Source organism: Desulfoluna sp. (assembly GCF_030145185.1).
Lineage (GTDB): Bacteria > Desulfobacterota > Desulfobacteria > Desulfobacterales > Desulfolunaceae > Desulfoluna.
Map to the genome: position 1 here is coordinate 1 of NZ_JAQYWB010000086.1, position 21,819 is coordinate 21,819.

Here is a 21,819-nt window from a genome sequence, read left to right on the forward strand (position 1 = left end):
CTTTATAAAGAAGCGGTCAAGCTCATGAAGGAGACCAACCCCCTGCCCATTGTCTGTGGAAGGGTCTGTGCCAAGCCCTGCGAAGCGGCCTGCAGGCGAAATCTCATCGATGAGCCCGTGGACATAAAAAACATCAAACGCTTTGTCGCGGACTGGGAGCTGTCCCGAGGCGATATCTATGTGCCGGAGCCGGGTAAACCCACCGGACGCTCCGTGGCCATTATCGGCACCGGCCCTGCGGGCCTTTCCACCGCCTATTTTCTGCGCCTGGCCGGACACCGGGTTGTCATGTTTGAATCCATGCCCGAACCCGGCGGAATGATGCGCTACGGCATTCCCGAATACCGTCTCCCCAAAAAAGATCTTCGGGCCGAGATCGACGCCATCTTCGCCATGGGCGTGGAAGTCCGCTACAACGTGGCCCTCGGCCGCGACTTCACCCTATCTGAACTTCGCGAAGACTTTAACGCCGTCTTCATCGGCCACGGTGCCCAGGTGGGTTCCTCCATGCGCACCACCGGATCCGATCTCAGCGGTGTCATGCAGGGGGTCGATTTCCTCCGGGAAGTCAACCTCGGTTCCGCAGAGAAACTCTCGGGCAACGTCTTTGTCGTGGGTGGCGGCAACACCGCCATTGATGCAGCACGAACAGCCCTTCGTCACGGCGCGGAGAAAGTCACCCTCATCTACCGTCGTACCGAAAAAGAGATGCCCGCAGCCGTCGAGGAGATCGAAGACGCCAAAGAAGAGAAGATCGACATTCGGATCCTGACCAACCCCGTCGCTTATGAAGGTGAAAATGGCCGTCTTTCAAGCGTCACCTTCGTCAAAATGGAGCTCGGCGAGCCCGATGCGAGCGGCCGAAGACGCCCCGTGGTGATGGAAAACAGCGAATACACAGAAAGCGCCGACACCGTCATTGAAGCCATCGGCCAAAAGGTGGTCACCGACTTCCTGACCGGCCTGAATCTAACCCGATGGAATTCGATCGACGCCGACGGAAGCCTCTTCTCCACCAACATGGAGGGGGTCTACGCCGGAGGTGACGCGGTCACCGGCCCCAGTGTTATCATCGGCGCCGTGGCCCACGGACGAAAAGCCGCCTACGCCATGGACCGCCTCCTCACCGGCAAAACAGTCAAAGCAGAAAACCGCCTCGGATTCCATGTCAAAAAGGAAGACTTCGGCACCCTCTCTGCGGCGGACTTAGACGGCAAGCCCACCCTACCCCGATGCCATATCGAAAAAGCGGACCCTGAAACCCGCGCGGATAGTTTCACCGAAGTGGAGCTGGGCTTTACCGAAGCAAACCTTTTGGCAGAGACCGAGCGCTGCCTCGAATGCGGCTGCCAGGATGTCACTGGCTGCGACCTTCGTCGCTACGCCACCCTCATGAAAGCCGACAAAACCCGCTTTATGCCAAAAAGTCCCGAAAAGGAGCACTTCGCGAACTACAAGTCGACCCACGGCATCGAAGAGGTCAACCCCTTTATTATCCGGGATTTCAACAAGTGCATCCTCTGCGGTTCCTGCGTTCAGGTCTGCAACGACATCCAGGTGAATGAAGCCATCGACTTAGGCTTCCGAGGCGTCCAGGCGAAAATCATTGCCGGCCATGACCAACCCCTTAAAGAGTCCAATTGTGTCTTCTGTGGATCCTGCGTCCAGGCCTGCCCGGTGGGCGCCCTCACCGAAAAGAATGTGGTCTATCGCGGCAAGCCCTGGGAAGAGACGAAAACCAGATCCACCTGCGGGTACTGCGGGGTGGGCTGCCAGATCGATATTCACACCAAGGCAGGAAAGGTCACCCGCATCACCGGCGCCGAAAAGAGCGCGCCCAACTACGGGAGCCTTTGCGTCAAGGGACGCTATGGGTTTGACTTCATCGCATCGGACGAACGCCTCACCACCCCCCTGATCAAAGAAGAGGGATGCTTCCGAGAAGCCACCTGGACCGAAGCCCTCGATGTGACGGCCAGGCGCCTGAAAGAGATCTCAAAAGGCCATGCGGACGCCGTGGGCGTCCTCACCTCTGCCCGCATCACCAACGAAGAAAACTACGTTGCCCAGAAATTTACGCGCACGGTCTTAAAGACTAATAATATAGACCACTGCGCACGGTTATGACATGCCTCCACGGTGGCCGGTCTGGCCGCTGCATTCGGAAGTGGTGCCATGACAAACCCCATCTCGGATATCGAGAAGGCGGATGTCATCCTCGTTGCGGGCTCCAACACCACGGAGACCCACCCCGTCATCTCATCGGCCATTAAACGGGCGGTGAAATTTGGCAAAAAAGGGTTGATCGTCATCGACCCTCGAAAGATTGCCTTGAAAAAACACGCCACCGTCGGGCTCTCCCCGGTACCGGGAACCGACATTGCCTGGATCAATGGCATGATCCGCATCATTTTTGAAGAAGGCCTTGAAGCCAGCGAGTACATCGCAGAGCGTACCGAAGGCATTGACGCCTTGCGAGAGGCTGTGGCCCCCTTCACCCCGGCGTACGTGGAAGAGCTCACCGGCATTCCGGCAGAACGCCTCATTCAGGCCGCCCTGCTCTATGCCGGCGCAGAGAGCGGCTCCATCCTCTACTGCATGGGCATCACCCAGCACACCAAGGGCACCGACAACGTAAAAGCCCTGGCCAACCTGGCCATGGTCTGCGGGAATCTGGGCATTGAAGGCGGCGGGGTTAACCCCCTGCGCGGCCAGAATAACGTGCAGGGCGCCTGCGACATGGGGGGCCTGCCCGACGTCTATCCCGGCTACCGAAAGGTCCATGACGAAGCCCACGCCCAAACCATGGAGAAAGCCTGGAACGTCTCCGGACTTTCCCGAAAACCAGGTCTTACCGCCACGGACATGGTGGGGGCAGCCCTTGATGGCAGCCTGAAAGCGCTCTATATCATCGGTGAAAACCCGCTGGTCTCCGAGGCCGACCTGACCCACACGGAAAAAGGGTTTAAAAACCTCGAATTTCTGGTGGTGCAGGATATCTTCATGACCGAAACGGCTCAGGCGGCCGACGTGGTCCTTCCCGCCTTGTGCTTTGCCGAAAAAGAAGGGACCTTCACCAACACGGAACGGCGCGTCCAACGCGTTCGAAAAGCCGTGGACGGCCCCAAAGGCGTCCCATCGGACTGGGAAATCACCTGTGAAATCGCCCGTCGCATGGACTCGGAGATGAGCTACCCCTCGCCTGAAGCCATCTTTGACGAGATCACCGCGGTCACGCCTACCCTGGCGGGCTTAAACTACGACAGGCTAAAAGGCGACGGGATCCCCTGGCCCTGCCCCTCAAAAGATCACCCTGGCACACCCCGCCTCCACGTGGGAAGCTTTGCCAAAGGCAAGGGGACCTTCTTTCCCATCGCCTTTACCCCGGCGGCGGAAACACCGGATGATGACTACCCGCTGATCCTCACCACCGGACGGGTTCTCTACCATTACCACACCGGAACCATGACGAGGAAAAGCGATGGGCTCAACCAGCAGGTCAGCGAATGCTTCGTAGAAATGAACCGAGAAGATGCCCTGGAAAAAAACCTCGCCGATGGCGACATGGCCACCCTCTTCTCGCGCCGCGGCAAGATAAACGCAAAAGTGAACATCTCCGGACGCATGGAGAAAGGAACGGTTTTTCTTCCCTTCCACTTCGCCGAAGCGGCCGCTAACCGCCTCACCAACGCCAAGCTCGACCCGATCTCCAAAATTCCGGAGTTTAAGGTCTGCGCGGTGAAGGTGGTAAAGGCTTAAACAAAAAGGCCTCCGGCGGCAAGGTGTGCCACCTTGAAAGCAGGTTACCGCTGTGATTTACCCCTCGTTTCTCGGGTCAAATCACAGCGGTATTTTGAGAACCACTGTATGATTATTTTATTTTTCACCTACCTCACTGAACGCTCCATTAAAACCCTGTAATAATGCCCATGACGCCCATTTTCTCCCTTGCTTTTTCCTTATGCCTGTGTAAAAAAACTTGAGACTGAATGGATTCACACCACGCGTCTCCCGGCCCTGCCGGACGAGGTGAGCCGTACCGGCCGCCTCCCAACGAACCCATTTGGCACGCATAAACCAAAATCACGGGATGCAAACAAAGCGCCCGGAGTACTCCAAATTTAAAAAATAAGACATTTATCACGCGCTATGGCTGAAAATAACGGGCCGCACCCTTTATAAATTCGGCGGATACCCTCGCTTTAATACGTATTTCATCTGTTGATGATGGCCACGAAAGCCTTGGGTGTAAAACAGCAAAAAACAAAGATCTTTTTTAGATACATAACATCATTACTCAAGGAGGAACGCATGATCAGGGTTGACGATGTCACCAAAGACTACGGCGCGTTTCGCGCAGTGGACGGCATCAGCCTGGAGATCCGCCAAGGGGAAATCCTGGGGCTTCTGGGTCCCAACGGCGCCGGAAAAACCACCACCCTCAAAATGCTCACAGGGTACTTCCCCCCGACCAGCGGGGAGATCTACTACGATGATGTGCCTGTCTCTACACAACCCCTGGAGATCAAAAAGCGCATCGGCTACCTGCCGGAATCGGCCCCCCTCTACCCCAACATGCTGGTGTACGATTTCCTCTGTTACACCGCCGACGTCCGGGGTATCCCCAAAGCGAGCCGCCTCGGACGCATTAAGGAGATGGCCTCACTCTGCAGCCTCACAGATATTATGGACAAGCCCATCGGCGAGCTCTCCAAGGGCCTCAAACAACGGGTGGGCCTGGCCTACGCCATGATCAGCGACCCGGAGATTCTGGTCCTTGACGAACCCACCTCAGGGCTCGACCCCAACCAGATCGTGGAAATCCGCAAGATCATCCGAGACATCGGCGAGACCCGGACCATCATCTTCTCTACCCATATCCTGAGCGAAGCGGAAGCCACCTGCGACCGCATTGCCATTGTCCACAAAGGAAAAATCGTGGCCGACGGTACCACCGACGCCATCCGAAGCAACGGAAACGGAAGGTCGACCCTCCGCATGGATCTCAAAGGCGCCACGCCGCAGGAGGCAAAACAGCTTCTTTCCGGGGTAAACGGCGTCACAGACGTCGCCGTCTCCGAAAAGAAAGAGAACCGCTGCGAGGTCTCCGTTGGCTTCACCAAAGGCCAGGACGCAAGGGAAGCAGTCTACGGTGCCGTAAAAGCCACAGACTGGGTGCTCATGAACTTTGCCATGGAGGCCAACAGCCTTGAAACCATCTTCCGCAATCTGACGAAGGAGACCTGATCCCATGCAGACCCTTCACCTCATGAAAAAAGAGCTGAAAGATTTCTTCACCTCGCCCATCGCCTACATCGTCATCGCCATCTTCCTGCTGGTCACGGGATGGTTCTTCTTCCTCACCTTTTTCTTAAACGGTCAGGCAAGCCTCCGGGATTTTTTCGGGCTTCTGCCTTTGATCTTCTCCTTTGTCATCCCGGCAATCACCATGCGCCTCTTTGCCGAAGAGTTTGCCATGGGCTCCTTTGAAGTGGTGATGACCCTGCCCGTCACCCCCCGCCATATTGTGGTGGGAAAATTCCTCTCCGCCCTGGTCTTCATCTGCGCCATGCTGATTCCCACTTTTGCCTATGCCGTCACCGTATCCCTCTTCGGCGACCTGGACTGGGGACCGGTCATCGGCGGCTACGCAGGGGCCGTTCTCCTCGGGGGGGCCTTTGCCGCCATCGGCCTCTTCGCCTCCAGCCTGACCCGCAACCAGATCATCGCCTTTATTATGGGGACTCTCCTCTGCTTTGCCCTCACCCTGGTGGACAAACTCCTGGTCTTTTTTCCCACGGCCATCCTGGGGTTCTTCAGCCAAATCGGAGCTGACTACCACTTCCGGAACATCGCAAGGGGCGTCATCGACTCCCGGGATCTCCTCTACTTCGGCGGGGTGATCTTTCTCTTCCTCTACGGAGCCACCCTCTCCATAGCGGAGAAGGAATAAGAAAAGCCTCCGGCGGCCAGGGGATGATCCCCTGGACCCCAGGTTTGCGAATGCGCAATGGGTGTCTTAACGCCGGGCCGAAATGCATCCGCATTCGCACGGTGTGCAAGGGAACGCACAATGCGTCGCAAAACGCTAAGCTATCGGGGGACACACTGGAACTCAAGGAAATCACAAGCTTGTGATGCATGACGCGTAACGTCACACATCACGCGAATGCGGACGCGAGGTGCTGAGAAGACCGACAGCCATAGAGCATTCGCAAACCCGCTTTCAAGGTGGCGCCACCTTGCCGCCGGAGGCATAAAAATAAATAAGGCAACCATGAAAAAAGAAAAATATCTCAAGGGACTGATCTACATCGTGGTGGTGGTGCTTTTAAATATTGCGGGCGCCACCCTCTTCTTCCGGGCGGACCTTACCAAAAATAAGGTGTACTCCCTCTCCAAGGCCAGCATCGAAGCGGTGAAAAACCTTTCGGAGCCGCTCACCATTAACGTCTTCTTCTCCGACGACCTGCCGGCCCCCCACAACAATACACAAAAATACCTGGCCGATCTTTTAGATGAGTACGCGGTTCACGCCACCCGCTACTTCAACTTTCGGTTCTACCCCATCGGCGGAGACATTGAGACCAACCCCACCAGCAAGCGCAACGCGGAGTTGGCCAAGAGCTACGGTATCCGGCCCGTAAGTATTCAAATAGTGGAAAGCGATGAGGTTAAGGTCAAGACCGCTTACATGGGCCTGGTCGTCATCCATGGCGACCTCATCGAACGCCTGCCCGCCATCACCTCCACCGAGGGACTCGAGTACAAACTCACCACGTCCATGATGAAACTCGGCAACAAAATCAGCACCCTCCTCGCCTTAAAAGAGGAGATCGAAGCGGACCTCTACCTCTCTCAATCCATGGCCGCCGTGGCCCCCCTCATGGGCCTTGATGATCTAAGCACCCTGCCCGGTCGGGTCAAAGCGGCGGTCACAAAAGTCAGCCGCCGCAGCTACGACCAACTCAGCTTCAACCAGTTCAATCCGGCCAGCCTGGAAGAGAAGCAGGCCCTGTCCGACCGCTACAATATGCTCCAGCTGAGATGGCCGGACCTCTCCGGGGGCAAGGTAAAAGCGGATTCCGGGATCATCGGCATGGTCATGCGCTACGCAGAGAAAACCGTCGTGATCCCCATCCTTGAGGTCAATCGCATCCCTCTGTTCGGCACCCAGTACAAGCTCATGACCGATCAGGAGATGGAAGAGGCCATCAGCGGCGCCGTCGAGTCCCTGATCGATATCAATGAAAAAATCGGGTACCTGACCAGCCACGGCACCCCGCAACAAATTGATCGAAATGCCGCCAACCCCATGGCACCTCCCACAGAGGCTCTCAACAACTTCAGCGCCAACCTGGCCCGCAGCTACGCCGTCTCCGAGGTAGACCTCAAGGAAAACGGCATCCCCGCTGCGATCAACAGCCTGGTGATCGCAGGCGCCAAGGAAACCTTCTCCGACTACGAGCTCTTCGAAATCGATCAGGCCCTGATGGCGGGCAAAAATATCGCCGTCTTTGTGGATGCCTTTAAAGAGATGAAGAATCCCAACCCTCAGATGGCCTTCATGCAGCCCACCACCTTCACTCCCGTCAAAACGGGCCTCGAAAAGCTCCTGGCCCACTACGGCGTCACCGTCCAAAACGCCTACATCATGGATGAAAACTGCTACAAACAAAACCTGCCAAGACGCCTCGGGGGAGGCCAGCAGAACGTCTACTTCGCCCCTATCATCAAAAACAACACCATCAACCACGATGTCCCCTTCATGAACAATATCAAAGGGCTCGTCACCTTAAAAGCGGCTCCGGTCTCCATCGACAAGAAGACCCTGGCCACACAGAACCTCACAGGCACGACCCTTTTCTCCACCTCCAACCGGTCCTGGCTCCAAGAGACAAACATCGCCTTAAACCCCATGTTCCTGAACCCACCGACGGAGGCATCCGCGTTCTCCAGCCGCCCCGTCGCCGCCATGGTGGAAGGCACCTTCACCAGCTACTTCAAAGGCAAACCCATCCCGGAGAAACCGGCTGTTGAAGGAAAAGAGACGCCTGATACGGCTGAAAACAAAGCCACTGCCATCTCTCAGTCCGGAGCCATGATGGAGCAAGGCAAACCCGCACGGCTTGTCGTCGTGGGATCGCTGGACATGCTCACCAACAGTCTCTTTGACGAACAGGGGGGGAGCGCCAACGCCACCTTTATCATGAACCTCATGGACGGCCTCAACGGACGCGAGGAGATCGCCGTCATGCGAAGCAAAAAGCAACGGTTCAACCCCCTGGACAAAGTACCCGACACCCTCAAGACACCGGTAAAAGCCTTTAACATTGTCGGCCTGCCCCTGCTCGTCGCCCTCTTTGGCATGGCCGTCTACCTGAAACGCCAATCCCGACGGAAAACCATCCGGGCCATGTTTCAGTAAAGCCAGAGGATAAATCTTAGGGTTCGCCCTTTTAGCCCTTTGCCCTTTGCCCTTTGCCTTTTGCCTTTTGCCTTTTGCCTTTTACCTTTAGCCCTTTGCCTTTAGCCTTTAGCCTTTTGCCTTTTAGACCTTTTGCCAATTTTCACCTGAACACCCTTTGCAAGGAGCCAAACCAGTGAAAAAAGAGACCCTCATTCTCCTGGCCATGATCCTGGCCTTAAGCGCCTACCTTTTCCTGCGAAACACTGATGGCACAGGCTATGATCTGCCTGTGCTGAGAAACGTCGCCACAGGAGAGGTGGACAGGATGGAGATCAAAACAGAATCGGACACCCTGCTCTTCGAAAAAGAGGGAGAAGGGTGGATTGTGGATATAGAAGGCTTTCCTGGAAAAAAAGAGGAGGTATTAAAACGTGTTCAGACAGCGGCTGAAATTTCCCTGACGGCCCTGGTCTCGGAATCGGAGAGCTACCGCCGTTACGATCTCAGCCCGGATAAAGCAAAAACGGTCCAGCTGTTCCAGGGGGAAACCCTGCTGCGAACCGTCATCATGGGCAAAGCCGCCCCATCCCTGGGACACACCTTTGTCACCCTGAGCGGCGACAAAAACATCTACCACGCAAAAGGCAACTTCACCTCGCAGTTCACCACAGACCCGGAGCCTTTCATCGATAAAAGCGTCTTCTCCTTTTCCCCCACCGACGTGACAAGCCTTGCCATCAAACAGGGAGACGCGGTCAAAACCCTCACCCGGACCCCTGCGGCCGCAAAAGATGACGGCATCAGCAGCGCCGTCTGGAAAGACGCAGACGGAAACACCCTCGAATCCGATCAGGTGGACACAGTCATTACCGCCATCAGTCACCTGGTCTGTGCCACCTGGCTCGTGAACAAACCCGAAGAGACGGCCCCGGTGCTTTCCCTGACCCTGACCACCGACCGCCCGCATACCCTGAACCTCTTCGGCAACGCCGGGGGTCGGGGCACCGCCACAGACAAAAAATTCGAATTTTCCCTCTCTGAATCAAAGGGTGCCGATATCATGCATGCCGTAACGTCTTTGATGGAAATGAAGGTACCAGAGCAACAACAAACCAGCGCAAACTGATCGCAAAAAAAGACCTAACCCGGCTCGCCCGAAGGGTGAGAAAAGCGAACAGATAACCGTGAATGACATGTAACTATTCAGCTATCCATTTTTTTCTTTATGGCCCCGGTCTGACAGTACCCTACGCGGTGATGAAAAGACGTGACGTGTTGGCATTTGAATCTTTCTGTCATTTGCCTCGAAACCGATCTGGCGAAGGCAAGCTGAATGGTTACAATTACATTTTGTATTTTTGAAATAACTGAATTTTCCACAAAAACTGTTCATTGCTTTAAATTCAGCTTTTTATCATGAGATATCCGGGTTAACGCACCCCATGATCTCTTAATCCAGAGCTTTGTACCTGTCCATCCAGGGGTAGGCCCTCTCAATCTGTCCCGCCAGCTGAAACAAGGTGGTCTCATCGCACATGCGTCCGGTCAACAGCATGCCCAGGGGCAAACCATCATCGGTCCAGTGAAGAGGCATGGAGGCGCTGGGAAGGCCGGTGACGTTTCCGATGGCGGTGAAGGCCATACGGCTCAGGGTGGGACCGGCAAAAAGATTCACCGCCCCCAGTTTCATGAGAAGTCGCCCGCTGGGGATAAAGCTGCCCATCTTCAAAAAAAAGTCTTCCAGGGGAGAGGGGGTCAAGACACCGTGAGGATCCGGGGGACCAATCAGGGTGGGGGTAAGGAGCAAATCGTAACGGGTAAGAAAGCGCCCCATGGCCAGTTGGGCCTGATGCCACCCTTTTTTGGCCAGCACCATCTCACAGGCCGTCAGGGAACGACCCACCATCGCCATATTGAGCGTTGTGGGCTCCAATTTTGCAAAGGCCTCTTTTCCCAGCATTGTTTTCACCAGAGACGCCTCTCCGGCCACGTGGGCACAGACCACCACAAAGTAATCACGCCAGAAGGTTTCGGTCGGCACAGGGGGATCCGCCTCCTCCACATGATGGCCCAGGTTTTCCAACTTCTTAACGGTCTCCTCAAGTCCCCGGATCGCTTCCGGATGAAGGGTGGCTTCCATGAACGGTCGTTTTGAAAAAGCAATGCGCAGGGGCGACGGATCGGTTCGAGAGGCCTCCAGATAACTTCCATGGGCTTTGGACACACAATAGGACGCGCCCACTTCCGGGCCGGCCGTTGCATCGAGCATGGCGGCGCTGTCACGCACACTGCGGCTGACGATGTGCCCGGCCACAGCCCCATCCCATGCTTCGCCAAAGTCAGGGCCCACAGGGTTCAAGCCACGGGAAGGTTTCAGCCCGAAGATACCGCAACAGGCAGCCGGGAACCGAATGGACCCTCCCCCATCGTTTGCTGAAGCCATCGGCACAATCCCTGCTGCAACGGCAGCGGACGAGCCACCTGAGGATCCACCGGTGCTGATCCCCTGCCTCCAGGGGTTGTGAGCAGGGCCTGAAGATTTGGGCTCTGTGGTGATGGTCAGCCCAAATTCCGGGGTATTGGTTTTTCCAAAGGGCACGACGCCGGCAGAGAGAAACCGACGGACCAATTCACTGTGCTCCCCCGGCACCAGCTGAATCCCACGGCTCCCCATGCAGATGGGCTCACCGGCGTAGTTGTCCATGAGGTCCTTGAAAAGAAAAGGCACCCCTTTAAACGGACCGTCTGGCAGTTCCCCGGAAGCCAGGGTGCGTGCCCGTTCATAAAACGTATGAATAATCGCATTCAAGGTTGGATTAACGGACTCGGCCCTTTCAATGGCAGAATCCAGAAGCTCTCCAGGGTGGACCTCACCTTTCCTGACCAGCTCCGCAAGGCTCGTGGCATCATATCGGGTGTACTCTTGAAGCATCTAAAAACTCCTTCTTCCCGGGTCATTGTGTTTCAGCCACCGCTCGCAACTACGTATCCTCCGGCACCTGTCAATGCCAATTCGCCGCCACGGCCGTGCCGATATTCATTTTTTTACATCACTGAAAAAACATCGTTATTTCTGGTATTGCCCCTGCTTAAGCGCGACAAACCAGCGATTAAACTTGATTTACTACATAAACTATGATCTTATCAAGAGAAAAGTCATGATGGTAAAATACAGTAACCCTCTGAAAATACGAAAAACCCTTGGATCCTCACGGCCCGAAGGACATCAAATTCAATCGACAAAAAAAGAGAATAGAAGGTATACTGGAATCGTCATGTCTCAACCATTTTTTTTCGACTCATCAATCAACCGATAAACAAGAGATACGCCATGAATTCATTACGAAACAACACCCGGATTCTATTTTTTCTAATCGCACTCCTTGGATGCACCACAGGGGTGGCCCTGGCTTCGGACAATCCCCCCATAAAAATGCCCGCGGATGGCGTGTGTGACGATGCCTACATTTCCCTTGGGGACGTCTGCGTTCTTCCGGAACTGCTTCAGGGAGATCCGGTGGCCCTGATGGAACAGATCGAGGTTTTCAAAAAAAATGCTGACAATCCGCCCCAGAGATCCGATTCAGAAGACAGCACATCCGATGACAGCCCCACCTGCGCCCGTTACAAAAAAGTTCTCAATGACTATTTGCAGGAAGGCATCCTGACGTACAATCCCGAAACGGGCAAAATGGAAAAAATAAGGGGAGAGGCCACAGAAGAGGCAATTCAAGAGACCCGAGACTACATTGAGACCTTCTGCAACGATTAATATTTTCCGGCACTCCGGATTCGTTACCTGTCCTTAATGACCTGAGCCAACCTTTGGAGGGGGCTATGTTTGACAACCGCAGCGGCGACACACCTATTTTCTCCTGTTACCAATCTGGAGCCATCGTCCTGTTAAAGTTCAAAGACAACCTGCTGAATGCCATCAGTGATATTGAAATCAGTGAGCTGATGTTTGACTACTTTAAGCGATTCACCTCAGATCCAGCCGTAAAAGTCATTATTCTTCTGGGGGCTAAAGGAAAGAAAGGGCGGGATGAATACATTGAGTTTTACCAGAAAGTGGCCAACGGCAGCCTGAGCTTTGACAGGCTGGAACGTCTCTACCATGCCCTCAACCAGTTTATCCGCAAGCTGTCCACCGTCAACAAGTATGTCATCCATGCCGACAGGGGCCAGATCGACACCATGTTTCTCAGCATGTCCCTGGCCTGTGACTACCGCATTCTGGCGACGGGCAGTGTCTACCAAAACCCCTACCACGACATCGGCCTGGTCCCCAAAGGAGGATTGACCTATTTCCTTCCCCGCATCACCGGCGTTACGGCTGCCTCAAAATTTCTCTTGAGACGAGACGACATCACCGCCAAAGAGGCCCTGGGCCTTCGAGTTGTGGATCGAATTGTCCCGCCTGATCGACTGGAAGAAGAAACCGTCAAAATAGCGCGAGCCATTGCAGATGTCCCGTCAGAGACCCTTTTCGGCGTCAAAAAACTTCTCAACCTCTCCATTGACGACCTCCACCGAGTCCTGGAAGTAGAAAGCATCGAGTTAAGACGCATCGTCAGATCTGAACATTTTAAGACAGAAGTTGCGGAAGCCGCAGATCAATTCGGGCTGAAGTACTAAGGGAATAGTGACCTTATTTTTTCCTCACCGTAGGGAAAAGATCCGGATCGGTGTGGGGAATGAACTTGGCGCCGCTGAAGCGGATCATAAAATCCTGATCGACATTGAGCTCCACATAGGTGATGCGATCTCTGATGGCATCCGCCTCTTTCATATAGCGATCCCCGTAGAGCATCAGCGTCGCCCCTTCAAGGGAGCTGTTTCCAATCTTTTCGTAGCGATCCCGGGCGAGGTCGGGAATCATCCCGATGGAGATGGCCGATTCCGGATCGATATAGGCCCCGAAGGTTCCCGCCACATAGATTTTTTCCAGGTCTCCGAATCCCACCCCAACTTTCATGACAATGGTCTCAAGAATGGTGTACATGGCCGCCTTTGAGCGAACCAGGCTATCTAAACTTGCCTGGGATACCGTGATGGCGCTTCCAGTGCCCGAGGACTCTGCCGCCACCACAACCAGAGCGGGAAGACCATGTTCCTGAATGTAACGTGAGCCACAGGCAGGCTCCACGAGCTTGCCCTTGGCATCGATCATACCCGTCAGAAAAAGAACCGCCGCCAGATCAATAAACCCCGACCCGCAGATGCCCACCGGCGGCAATTGGTCGATGGTGGTCACGGTAAAATCCTCACCGGTGATGCTCACCCGGTCAATCACCCCGGCTCCGGCGGTCATTCCCATGGAGGAGACCCCCCCTTCCAGGGCTGGACCAGCGGCTCCGGCACACCCCACCAGCCAATCCCGATTTCCCAGAACCACCTCAGCGTTGGTCCCCACGTCAACGAGAAGTGAGGTTTCGTTCAAACGGTGGATTCCAGAGTAGAGAATACCGGAGATAAGGTCACCCCCGAAGTAACTGCCGATATTCGGAAAGAAATAAATCCGGCCCTCTGGATGGGTGTTTTGAAGGAAGCGGTTCACCCGCCGAGTCCCCGGAGTATTGGTCACCGGAATATACGGTTCGCGGATGATATGCTCTGCAGGAAGTCCCATAAAAAGATGGGTCATGGCGGTATTGCCCGAGACGGTCACCACATAGATGCCCTCAATCGGAAGCCCGGCCTGAAGGCACAGAGTCTCCAGGCCGTCATCCACGGCCTGCCCCACCAGGCGTTTCAACTCCTCCGCCCCGGAATCGGTTGAGGCGTGATGAATTCGGGTCAAGATATCGCTGCCCAGGCCAATCTGCGGATTGTCCATCACCGTCTCAGCCAGAATCTCACGGCATTCCAAATCCACAAGGCGCATCACAATCCGTGTGGTGCCTAAGTCTACGGCTACGCCCAGGGCCTTTTCCGTCCCTTGCGGATCGAGGATATCCAAGAGCTGAAGCTGCTCACCCTCCTGAAAAAGAACGCACCGGGCGGCAAAATCCCACTGCCTCAGGAGACGGCTCACCTTCTGATAAAGGGAAAAAGTCGCCACAGGACAAGGGCCTGTGCCGGAAAGCGCCCTCAACAAACGGTCCATATCGGCGCTGTTGTCTGAAAGTGACGGCATTGAAAGTCGAACCGGCCTCACCCACCCCAATCCATGATCATGTCGTATCATTGATGTCAGCCCCGATTAAAAAAGAGTTTGTAAACAAGTCACCACCGGAATCGTTCCACAACAACAGTCTCTATCTCACTTTTTGTGCGGTCGAAAGATACCCATAACCCGGATATTTCACGAAGGGTGAGAAAATCGAACAGAAAATCTGTGAATTACATTTTGCGTTTTAGAAATATCTAAATTTTCAACAGTAACGTTCTGTAATAAATTCTTATTTCTTTGGCGCAATCATTTTTTCATGAAATATCCGGGACAGGTCCCAGGCAACACCAGAGAGCGCTGTCAGCGGCCTCTTCGCAGAGAGCCATGTCCTCTCCCAAAAGAGATCTTGGATCGTGAAAGCACACCTCATTGCCTGCTCCCATGGTCGCCCAGCGCAGGGCATGGCGGGAAAGGCTGTCCGGAAAGGTCATCAGCGAAAAATGAAGATGGGGAGAGATGCGAAGATGTCGAACAACCGGATCCGCCAAGGTGGCAAGGACCTCTCCTCGCACCAAGGCATCGCCCTCGGCCAACCCTGTTCTGGGGGACACGTGGGCATAGACGGTAAAAAAAACACCTTGACACCCCTCATGACGCACATAGATGGACCGACCAATAAAATCATCATCGGTCACCGCCCAGACCCGGCCCTCACAAGCCACCGGAATCCGGGCCCCAGGACTCAAGGACCGGGGCTCTCCCCCTTGGGTGTAATACCGGCAAAGGTCAACGCCTTCATGGGGCAGGGGCCTTGCCTTTCGGCCTCCCCACCAGCTCTTGCGCGTCCCGAAGAGCATCGCCTCATGGGCGACAAAACGGACAGGCCCCAGACCATTGGCCTGAGAGATTGCCTTTATAAAATGACCCGAAGGCCTTCTGGAAAACACCTCAGGAGACATCCGTAAACACAATACGATGGGCCATCAGGTTGATATCGGCCAGGTCCCCCTTGATCTCCTTCACGTCCCCCAGAAGACCTCGCAGAATATACACGCCCTTCTCAGACGGGGTGATGGCAGCCACATTTTCCATCACCAGTTCTTCCCGTCCCCCACTTTTCAGGTATACATTGGATTCGCACATGGTCTTGCTCCTTTCCGGTCTGGATGTTTTTTACAAAGGATCCGCCCTGTCCATAGTGTCCCGCTCGTCCCGCTGAAAATCAGACGGATACTTTATTTTTTAGTACACGATTGATTCAGCCTGTCATATCGTTCCTGTTCCCAAATAATACACTGGCTTCGAAACTTGCAGTAAAGCTTTGGGTCCGCACATCTGGCACAGGCCTCGCAGAGATAACGACCGTACTTGCTGCAGTAATACTGCCCCTCCGCTTCTGGATGATAGACACATCGCCTGTTATCATAATCCCTGTTTGAACTCATAAAAATACTCTACCCCAAGGCATAAGTGAATTCAAGGGAATGAACGCCCCACCGTTCTTTCCTGCCATCAACCATTCAGGGAAGAACCGGGCTTGATTGCGTAAGGACCGGCAGTGTCAGTTTTACCACCGAAGGAACAATCATTCAAAAAAATATTTGACTTCCCACGCCCTTTATATTACTGTTTGTAGCAATGAACATGATTCACTTTTTGTTGATAAAAAGGACACCTTCCACCTCACACACCTCCTGAGCTGAGTGATACAACCCTCACCCTCCCCATGGCCCGACACCGTCATCAGCGATTCCTTGATCCTTTGCTGGCACCGTTCAAACGCTGCATCTTTGTTTCTTCAGGCCTTACCAAATCCAACCGACCCGCCCATCTTAAGGAGGCGTTCATGGACGTCTGGACCTACGACCCTGCCGATGCGAAACAATTTGCCATTGAAGTCATGGAACGCTCCAACCAGAATATTTTTGCCTGCTATCAGTGCCGACGATGCGCCTCGGGCTGCACCGTGGGCGAAGAGATCGGTTTCACCCCGGACCGACTGATCCGTATGGTGATCACGGGCAACCGAAAAGCCGCCCTTGAAAACGCCCTGGTCTGGCAATGCGTGTCCTGCTACACCTGCGGCACCCGCTGCCCCAACAACATTCAAGGCGGCCGGATAACAGAAACCTTGAAAAAAATGAGCCGCGAAGAGAGCATCACCCCCAGAAGCCCGACCATTGCCTATTTCCACGACTCCTTTGTCACCGGCTGTACCCGATGGGGAAGGGTCAATGAAATACAGTTCATGGGCGCTTACGAAATAAAAAGCATCGCCAAAAACCTCGTCAACCTTCATTTTACCGATGTGTGGAAAGAGATCCGCGAACAAAGCCTCCTGCTGAAGGCCCTGTTCAAACAACGACGCATCCACCTCAAACTCCAGACGGCCAAAGGGCGCAATGAAGTCCGAGCCTTCTATAAAAAAGCCATGCAAAAGAAAACGAAAAGCCGCAACGTCTTTCCGCAAAGATAAGGGAACCACCACGAACACCCTCGATTGGCACTCACCTTTTCTCAGCCATCATCAAGGCCCCAACAGGGTGGGTTGTCGAAAACGTTCTTCGTGCTTGGTTCTTCGTGCATAATTCTTGGCTCGAGGAGTCGCTACGCGCCCTCAATACGGTCACCCCTCACTATTTAACCGGAGGAACCCATGGATCTGGCTTACTATCCCGGATGTTCCCTGCACCAGTCATCCCAATTCTACGATCATCAGACACGGTTGGTCTTTTCCACTCTGGGCATTGACCTGAAGGAGATCAACGACTGGAGCTGTTGCGGTGCCACCTCCGCCGGCAAATTCGATGATTTTCTGGCCGTGGCCCTGCCCGCCCGAAACCTGGGGATTGCCGAAACCTCGGGCTACCATGAAATGGTTGTCCCCTGCTCGGGCTGTTACTCCAGCCTTCTCATGAGCCAGGTCCGCCTGAAAGAAAACCCGAGCCTCCTCTCGGAGATCAATCGGGATTTGACCGCTAAGGTGGATGGATCCCTGAAACTGCTCACCATCCTGGAGGTCCTTTTACGGGCCACCGCGGAAGCCGGGGTCAAAGAACGGGTCGTCCATCCCCTAAAGGGCCTCAAGGCCGCCTGCTACTATGGCTGCATGACCCGTTTTGCCTATGACGTGCCGGTCTCTGACAACGTGGAGAATCCCCGAGGCATGGAAACCCTGGTGGAGTTCTTCGGCGCCGAGACCATGGACTGGAGTTATAAAACCGCTTGCTGCGGCGCTTCAGCAGCCATCAACGATCCAGACACAGCGTTTCGCCTCATGGCCAAGATCATGAAAGATGCCCTGGCCCGGAAGGCCAACTGCATCGTCACCACCTGCCCCATGTGTCAACTCAATCTGGATGCCTATCAGGAGCGCTTCTGCAATGCCCACGGCATCTACGAACGCCTGCCCGTATACTTTATCACCGAACTGGCCGGACTCGCGCTGGGGCTGCCCATCGAATCCCTCAACATGAAACAGCATTTTGTCGATGTCACCGGCCTGATAAATGAGACCCGCATCGCAGACGACACCCTGACGCCCTGAACCATCGGCGCAACCGGCACTTAACCCGGATATTTCATGAGAAAACGATCCTGCCTTAAGCAATAAGATATCATTACGGCCTGTTACTGTGGAAAATTGAGATATTTTTAAAATACAAAATGTAATTCACGTTTTCTGCTCGATTTTATCACCCTTCAGGCGAGCCGAGTGCACCCATCTTCTGCGTTATCAGAGCCTTGAGGTAAACCACTACATCTGCAGCTCTGATGCCTTGAATATGAGCGCACTCGACTCGTGAAATATCTGGATTAACTGCCCTGGGAGGCATCCATGACGAAGAAAAGCGGTTCCGTACTGGTGGTGGGAGGGGGCATAGGCGGCATGCAGGCCGCCCTCGATCTTGCCGACAGCGGCTTCAGAGTTCATATGATTCAAAAAGAGTCCTCCATCGGTGGCACCATGGCGATGTTGGACAAAACCTTCCCCACTGGCGACTGCTCCATGTGCATGATCTCCCCCAAAATGGTGGAAGTCGGCCGTCACCCCAACATTGAAATCCACCCCCTCTCCGAAGTCATCGAACTCACCGGTGAACCGGGACACTTCACCGCCACCATCCACCAGAAAGCCCTGTATGTGGATCCGACCAAATGCACCGGATGCGGCAGCTGTGAAGAGAAATGCCCGAAAAAAGTCCCCTCGGAATTTGAGCAGGGCCTTGCCCCCCGCACGGCGATTCATGCCCTCTTCTCCCAGGCCGTCCCCTCCACCCGAGTCATCGACGCCACACAGTGCCTCTATCTCACCAAGGGCAAATGCCGTGTCTGTGAAAAGGTCTGCACCGCAGGGGCCATTCGTTTTGATGATACGGACAAAGAATTTACCCTTCACGCCGGGGCCGTCATCCTCGCTCCGGGGCTCACCCGCCACGACCCCACCGGACATCAGGAGTTGGGGTACGGACGCTGGCCCAACGTGGTCTCTTCCCTGCAATTTGAACGTATTCTCTCTGCCTCCGGCCCCTTCCAGGGAAAGATCACCCGCCCTGCGGACGGCAGCCACCCCAAAAAAATTGCCTGGCTCCACTGCGTCGGGTCCCGGGATCCTCACAACGGCAACCCCTGGTGCTCATCGGTCTGCTGTATGTACACCACCAAACAGGCGGTGATCGCAAAAGAACACGACGCCGAGGTCGAGCCCACGGTCTTTTATATGGACATGCGCGCCTTCGGCAAGGATTTCGACCGATACATCGAGCGAGCCAAGACCGACTACGGGGTCCGATACATTCGCGCCATGATCTCCGACGTTCGGGAGACCGCTGAAGATGGCAACCTCACCCTGCGCTACGAAAAAACCGATGGAACCCTCACCTCAGAATCCTTTGACATGGTGGTTCTCTCCACCGGTCTGGAACCCAGAAAGGATGCGGCGGCCTTTGCAAAAACCTTTGCCATCGACACCGACGCTTATCTGTTCCCGAAAACCCATCCTTTTCGCCCCCTGGAATCATCGCGGCCGGGCGTCTTTGTCACCGGCAGCTACCAGAGCCCTAAAGACATCCCCGAAACCGTCATTCAGGGCAGTGCCGCGGCAGGCGCGGCCATGGCCCTTCTCGGCGAAGCCAGAGGCACAGAAATTACCCCCCGCACCCTGCCACCGGAGACCGTCTCAGCCAGCGACGAACCCCGTGCCGGGGTCTTTGTCTGCCACTGTGGCATCAACATCGCCCAAACCGTGGATGTAAAATCAGTTGCGGGGATCGCCTCCGGTGTGGACGGCGTGGTCCACGCCGAAGACCTGGTGTACGCCTGCGCCCAGGACAGCCAGGAAATCATCCGGGAACGCATCGCCGAAAAAGGGCTCAACCGCGTGGTGGTGGCCTCCTGCACGCCCCGCACCCACGAACCCCTCTTCAGGGAAACCATCCGCGCTGCCGGGCTCAACCCCTACCTCTTTGAGTTGGCAGATATCCGTGAACAGTGCTCCTGGTGCCACATGGGCCAGGGAGACGAGGCCACAAAAAAAGCCACCGAGCTGGTCTCCATGAGCATCGAAAAGGCCCTTCGCCTCATGCCTGTCGACTCCGCCTCGGTTCCCGTCACCCCACGGGCCCTGGTGGTGGGGGGAGGAATTGCCGGACTCACCTGCGCGCTCTCCCTGGCCGACCAGGGATACGGGGTGGAGGTGGTGGAAAAAGAGGCCGCCCCGGGCGGGCTGCTTACCGGGGTGTCCCAAAGCTGGGACGGCGGGGATGTGGCCCAGTTTCTATCCACGCAACTGGATAAAATTGAAGACCACGAATTGATCACCCTGCACACCGGCACCGAGGTAGAGAAAAGTGACGGCTTCGTCGGCAACTTCATCACCACCTTAACCGACGGCACCACCATCGAACATGGGGCCGTGGTCATGGCCACCGGCGGCACCTGGCACGAACCCAGCTCTTTTCTTTACGGCGAAGACCCCCGGGTCATGATCTTAAGGGACCTGGAAACATCCCTTGTCGAACAACCGCCTGAAAACAACGAACACGTTTTGTTTATCCAATGCGTAGAGTCCCGCTGCGAGCCCCGGAACTACTGTTCTCGCATCTGTTGCCAGGAGTCGGTGAAACACGCCGTGGCCATTAAAAAGGCCAACCCTCAAACCCATGTCACCATCCTCTACCGAGAGATGCGCACCTACGGCATGCGGGAAATGCTCTACGCCGAAGCACGTGACGCGGGCGTCCTCTTTGTCCACTACACCCTGGAGAACATGCCGGTGCTCACCCCCACACCCGCCGGTATGGAGATACAACTCGTCGATGAAATGGCCCAGTTCCCCATCCGCTTTGTCGTTCAGCGCCTTGTCCTGGCCGCAGGCCTCAACCCCCACCCCGACACCCACGCGCTGGCAAAAAAATACAAACTCACCACCAACAGCGACGGATTTCTCCTGGAAGCCCACGTCAAACTGCGGCCCGTGGACTTCCCCAGCGAAGGGTACTACCTGGCAGGTCTGGCCCACGCCCCGAAAAACCTGGATGAAACCATCAATCAAGCCCTCTCCGCCGCAGGCCGGGCCGGGGTCCTCCTCTCAAAGACAGAGCTGGTCGTCTCCGGTGCCGTGGCCAAGCACGACCGCGATCTCTGTATGAGCTGCCTCGCCTGCGTGCGTAGCTGTCCCTACGGAGCCCCCTTCATCGACACCGACGGCAAGGTCAGCCACAACGAAGTCAAATGCGTCGGCTGCGGCATCTGCGCCGGGGTCTGCCCGGCCAAAGCCTTCCAGGTCAACAGCTTCCGTGATGACCAGATCGCGGCCATGATTAACGCGGGGGCACCGGATAAAGCCGTGAGTAGTTAATAGTGAGTGGTGAGTGGTGAGTGGTGAGCAGGAAATAGAAATAACCAAGCTGAAAATTACGCAGTGAGATGATAGGAAAACGGCCAGGTCCCTTTTCTTGAGAACACATTGATAAGAATCACTTACAGATCAATATACAATAAATCTTTGTAACTATTCAGCTATCCATTTTTTCTTTATGGCCCCGGTCTGACAGTACCCTGCGCTTTTCGTCTTTCCCGCGCAGGCGGGAATCCATGTATGAAAATCCGTATCGTCCTCATTTTTACAATGACGTACCGGGTGGATGCGTAGGGTGCGCCGTGCGCACCGTCAGGCGTATCGTAAACCGGAAACACCGCATTTTGAAATAAGACTCGTGGTCATCGTTAACTTGCGAGGCTGAGGGTCCTCTCTACGGTAGAAGGTGCGGGAGCCGCACCCTACGCGGTGATG

At 55.2% G+C, this 21,819-nt stretch carries 13 protein-coding genes and 2 pseudogenes; 11 read left to right on the forward strand and 4 right to left on the reverse strand.

The window, feature by feature from the left end:
- The 6 genes and pseudogenes from Q1Q75_RS22660 to Q1Q75_RS19865 form a co-directional block, all read left to right on the forward strand.
- A pseudogene (locus tag Q1Q75_RS22660) lies at nucleotides 1–1,080 on the forward strand (FAD-dependent oxidoreductase); the annotation flags it as partial.
- Nucleotides 1,081–1,455: 375 nt separating this feature from the next.
- Nucleotides 1,456–3,759 (forward strand): annotated as a pseudogene (gene fdhF / locus Q1Q75_RS22665) (formate dehydrogenase subunit alpha); the annotation flags it as partial.
- Between the two features lie 552 nt (nucleotides 3,760–4,311).
- Entirely contained in the window at nucleotides 4,312–5,247 is a 936-nt protein-coding gene (locus tag Q1Q75_RS19850; protein WP_300674326.1) for an ATP-binding cassette domain-containing protein, read from the forward strand.
- Nucleotides 5,248–5,251: 4 nt separating this feature from the next.
- Nucleotides 5,252–5,953 carry an ABC transporter permease subunit gene (locus Q1Q75_RS19855; protein ID WP_300674329.1) on the forward strand — a complete coding sequence of 234 codons (702 nt, stop codon included), beginning with the start codon at nucleotides 5,252–5,254 and terminating at the stop codon, nucleotides 5,951–5,953.
- Between the two features lie 324 nt (nucleotides 5,954–6,277).
- Nucleotides 6,278–8,428, forward strand: a complete 2,151-nt coding sequence (locus Q1Q75_RS19860) for a Gldg family protein (protein ID WP_300674331.1) — start codon at nucleotides 6,278–6,280, stop codon at nucleotides 8,426–8,428.
- 175 nt (nucleotides 8,429–8,603) lie between these two features.
- Complete coding sequence (locus tag Q1Q75_RS19865; protein WP_300674334.1) at nucleotides 8,604–9,536, forward strand: DUF4340 domain-containing protein; 933 nt, start codon at nucleotides 8,604–8,606, stop codon at nucleotides 9,534–9,536.
- 324 nt (nucleotides 9,537–9,860) lie between these two features.
- On the opposite strand, the gene Q1Q75_RS19870 is transcribed toward Q1Q75_RS19865, so the two are convergent.
- On the reverse strand, nucleotides 9,861–11,342 hold the full coding sequence (locus Q1Q75_RS19870; protein ID WP_300674336.1) for an amidase: 1,482 nt from the start codon (nucleotides 11,340–11,342) through the stop codon (nucleotides 9,861–9,863).
- Nucleotides 11,343–11,741: 399 nt separating this feature from the next.
- Here Q1Q75_RS19870 and Q1Q75_RS19875 point away from each other — a divergent pair, with 399 nt between their 5' ends.
- The gene (locus Q1Q75_RS19875) at nucleotides 11,742–12,182 is read left to right on the forward strand and encodes a hypothetical protein (protein WP_300674338.1); all 441 of its coding nucleotides are present in this window, start codon (nucleotides 11,742–11,744) and stop codon (nucleotides 12,180–12,182) included.
- A gap of 65 nt (nucleotides 12,183–12,247) precedes the next feature.
- The gene (locus Q1Q75_RS19880; protein WP_300674341.1) at nucleotides 12,248–13,048 is read left to right on the forward strand and encodes an enoyl-CoA hydratase/isomerase family protein; all 801 of its coding nucleotides are present in this window, start codon (nucleotides 12,248–12,250) and stop codon (nucleotides 13,046–13,048) included.
- A 13-nt stretch (nucleotides 13,049–13,061) separates the two neighbouring features.
- Here Q1Q75_RS19880 and Q1Q75_RS19885 read toward each other — a convergent pair whose 3' ends face one another.
- The 3 genes from Q1Q75_RS19885 to Q1Q75_RS19895 form a co-directional block, all read right to left on the reverse strand.
- Nucleotides 13,062–14,600, reverse strand: coding sequence for an ASKHA domain-containing protein (locus Q1Q75_RS19885; RefSeq protein WP_300674343.1), 1,539 nt, complete (start codon nucleotides 14,598–14,600; stop codon nucleotides 13,062–13,064).
- Nucleotides 14,601–14,839: 239 nt separating this feature from the next.
- Nucleotides 14,840–15,472 carry a M23 family metallopeptidase gene (locus Q1Q75_RS19890; RefSeq protein ID WP_300674345.1) on the reverse strand — a complete coding sequence of 211 codons (633 nt, stop codon included), beginning with the start codon at nucleotides 15,470–15,472 and terminating at the stop codon, nucleotides 14,840–14,842.
- A gap of 1 nt (nucleotide 15,473) precedes the next feature.
- On the reverse strand, nucleotides 15,474–15,668 hold the full coding sequence (locus Q1Q75_RS19895) for a CooT family nickel-binding protein (protein WP_300674348.1): 195 nt from the start codon (nucleotides 15,666–15,668) through the stop codon (nucleotides 15,474–15,476).
- 703 nt (nucleotides 15,669–16,371) lie between these two features.
- On the opposite strand from Q1Q75_RS19895, the gene Q1Q75_RS19900 reads away from it, so the two are divergent.
- The 3 genes from Q1Q75_RS19900 to Q1Q75_RS19910 all read left to right on the forward strand — a co-directional run bounded on the left by Q1Q75_RS19900 (nucleotide 16,372) and on the right by Q1Q75_RS19910 (nucleotide 21,384).
- Nucleotides 16,372–17,001, forward strand: a complete 630-nt coding sequence (locus tag Q1Q75_RS19900) for a 4Fe-4S dicluster domain-containing protein (protein ID WP_300674351.1) — start codon at nucleotides 16,372–16,374, stop codon at nucleotides 16,999–17,001.
- A gap of 180 nt (nucleotides 17,002–17,181) precedes the next feature.
- The gene (locus Q1Q75_RS19905; RefSeq protein ID WP_300674353.1) at nucleotides 17,182–18,072 is read left to right on the forward strand and encodes a CoB--CoM heterodisulfide reductase iron-sulfur subunit B family protein; all 891 of its coding nucleotides are present in this window, start codon (nucleotides 17,182–17,184) and stop codon (nucleotides 18,070–18,072) included.
- Nucleotides 18,073–18,363: 291 nt separating this feature from the next.
- Nucleotides 18,364–21,384 (forward strand): FAD-dependent oxidoreductase, encoded by a 3,021-nt coding sequence (locus tag Q1Q75_RS19910; protein WP_300674355.1) that lies wholly within the window; start codon nucleotides 18,364–18,366, stop codon nucleotides 21,382–21,384.
- The last annotated feature ends 435 nt before the right edge of the window (nucleotides 21,385–21,819 follow it).

What these genes read in the sequence shown, in the direction of transcription:
- Q1Q75_RS19850 (WP_300674326.1), top strand. Translation starts at nt 4,312, where the DNA reads ATGATCAGGGTTGACGATGTCACCAAAGACTACGGCGCGTTTCGCGCA.
- Q1Q75_RS19855 (WP_300674329.1), top strand. Translation starts at nt 5,252, where the DNA reads ATGCAGACCCTTCACCTCATGAAAAAAGAGCTGAAAGATTTCTTCACC.
- Q1Q75_RS19860 (WP_300674331.1), top strand. Translation starts at nt 6,278, where the DNA reads ATGAAAAAAGAAAAATATCTCAAGGGACTGATCTACATCGTGGTGGTG.
- Q1Q75_RS19870 (WP_300674336.1), bottom strand. Translation starts at nt 11,342, where the DNA reads ATGCTTCAAGAGTACACCCGATATGATGCCACGAGCCTTGCGGAGCTG.
- Q1Q75_RS19875 (WP_300674338.1), top strand. Translation starts at nt 11,742, where the DNA reads ATGAATTCATTACGAAACAACACCCGGATTCTATTTTTTCTAATCGCA.
- Q1Q75_RS19880 (WP_300674341.1), top strand. Translation starts at nt 12,248, where the DNA reads ATGTTTGACAACCGCAGCGGCGACACACCTATTTTCTCCTGTTACCAA.
- Q1Q75_RS19885 (WP_300674343.1), bottom strand. Translation starts at nt 14,600, where the DNA reads ATGATACGACATGATCATGGATTGGGGTGGGTGAGGCCGGTTCGACTT.
- Q1Q75_RS19895 (WP_300674348.1), bottom strand. Translation starts at nt 15,668, where the DNA reads ATGTGCGAATCCAATGTATACCTGAAAAGTGGGGGACGGGAAGAACTG.
- Q1Q75_RS19900 (WP_300674351.1), top strand. Translation starts at nt 16,372, where the DNA reads ATGGACGTCTGGACCTACGACCCTGCCGATGCGAAACAATTTGCCATT.
- Q1Q75_RS19905 (WP_300674353.1), top strand. Translation starts at nt 17,182, where the DNA reads ATGGATCTGGCTTACTATCCCGGATGTTCCCTGCACCAGTCATCCCAA.
- Q1Q75_RS19910 (WP_300674355.1), top strand. Translation starts at nt 18,364, where the DNA reads ATGACGAAGAAAAGCGGTTCCGTACTGGTGGTGGGAGGGGGCATAGGC.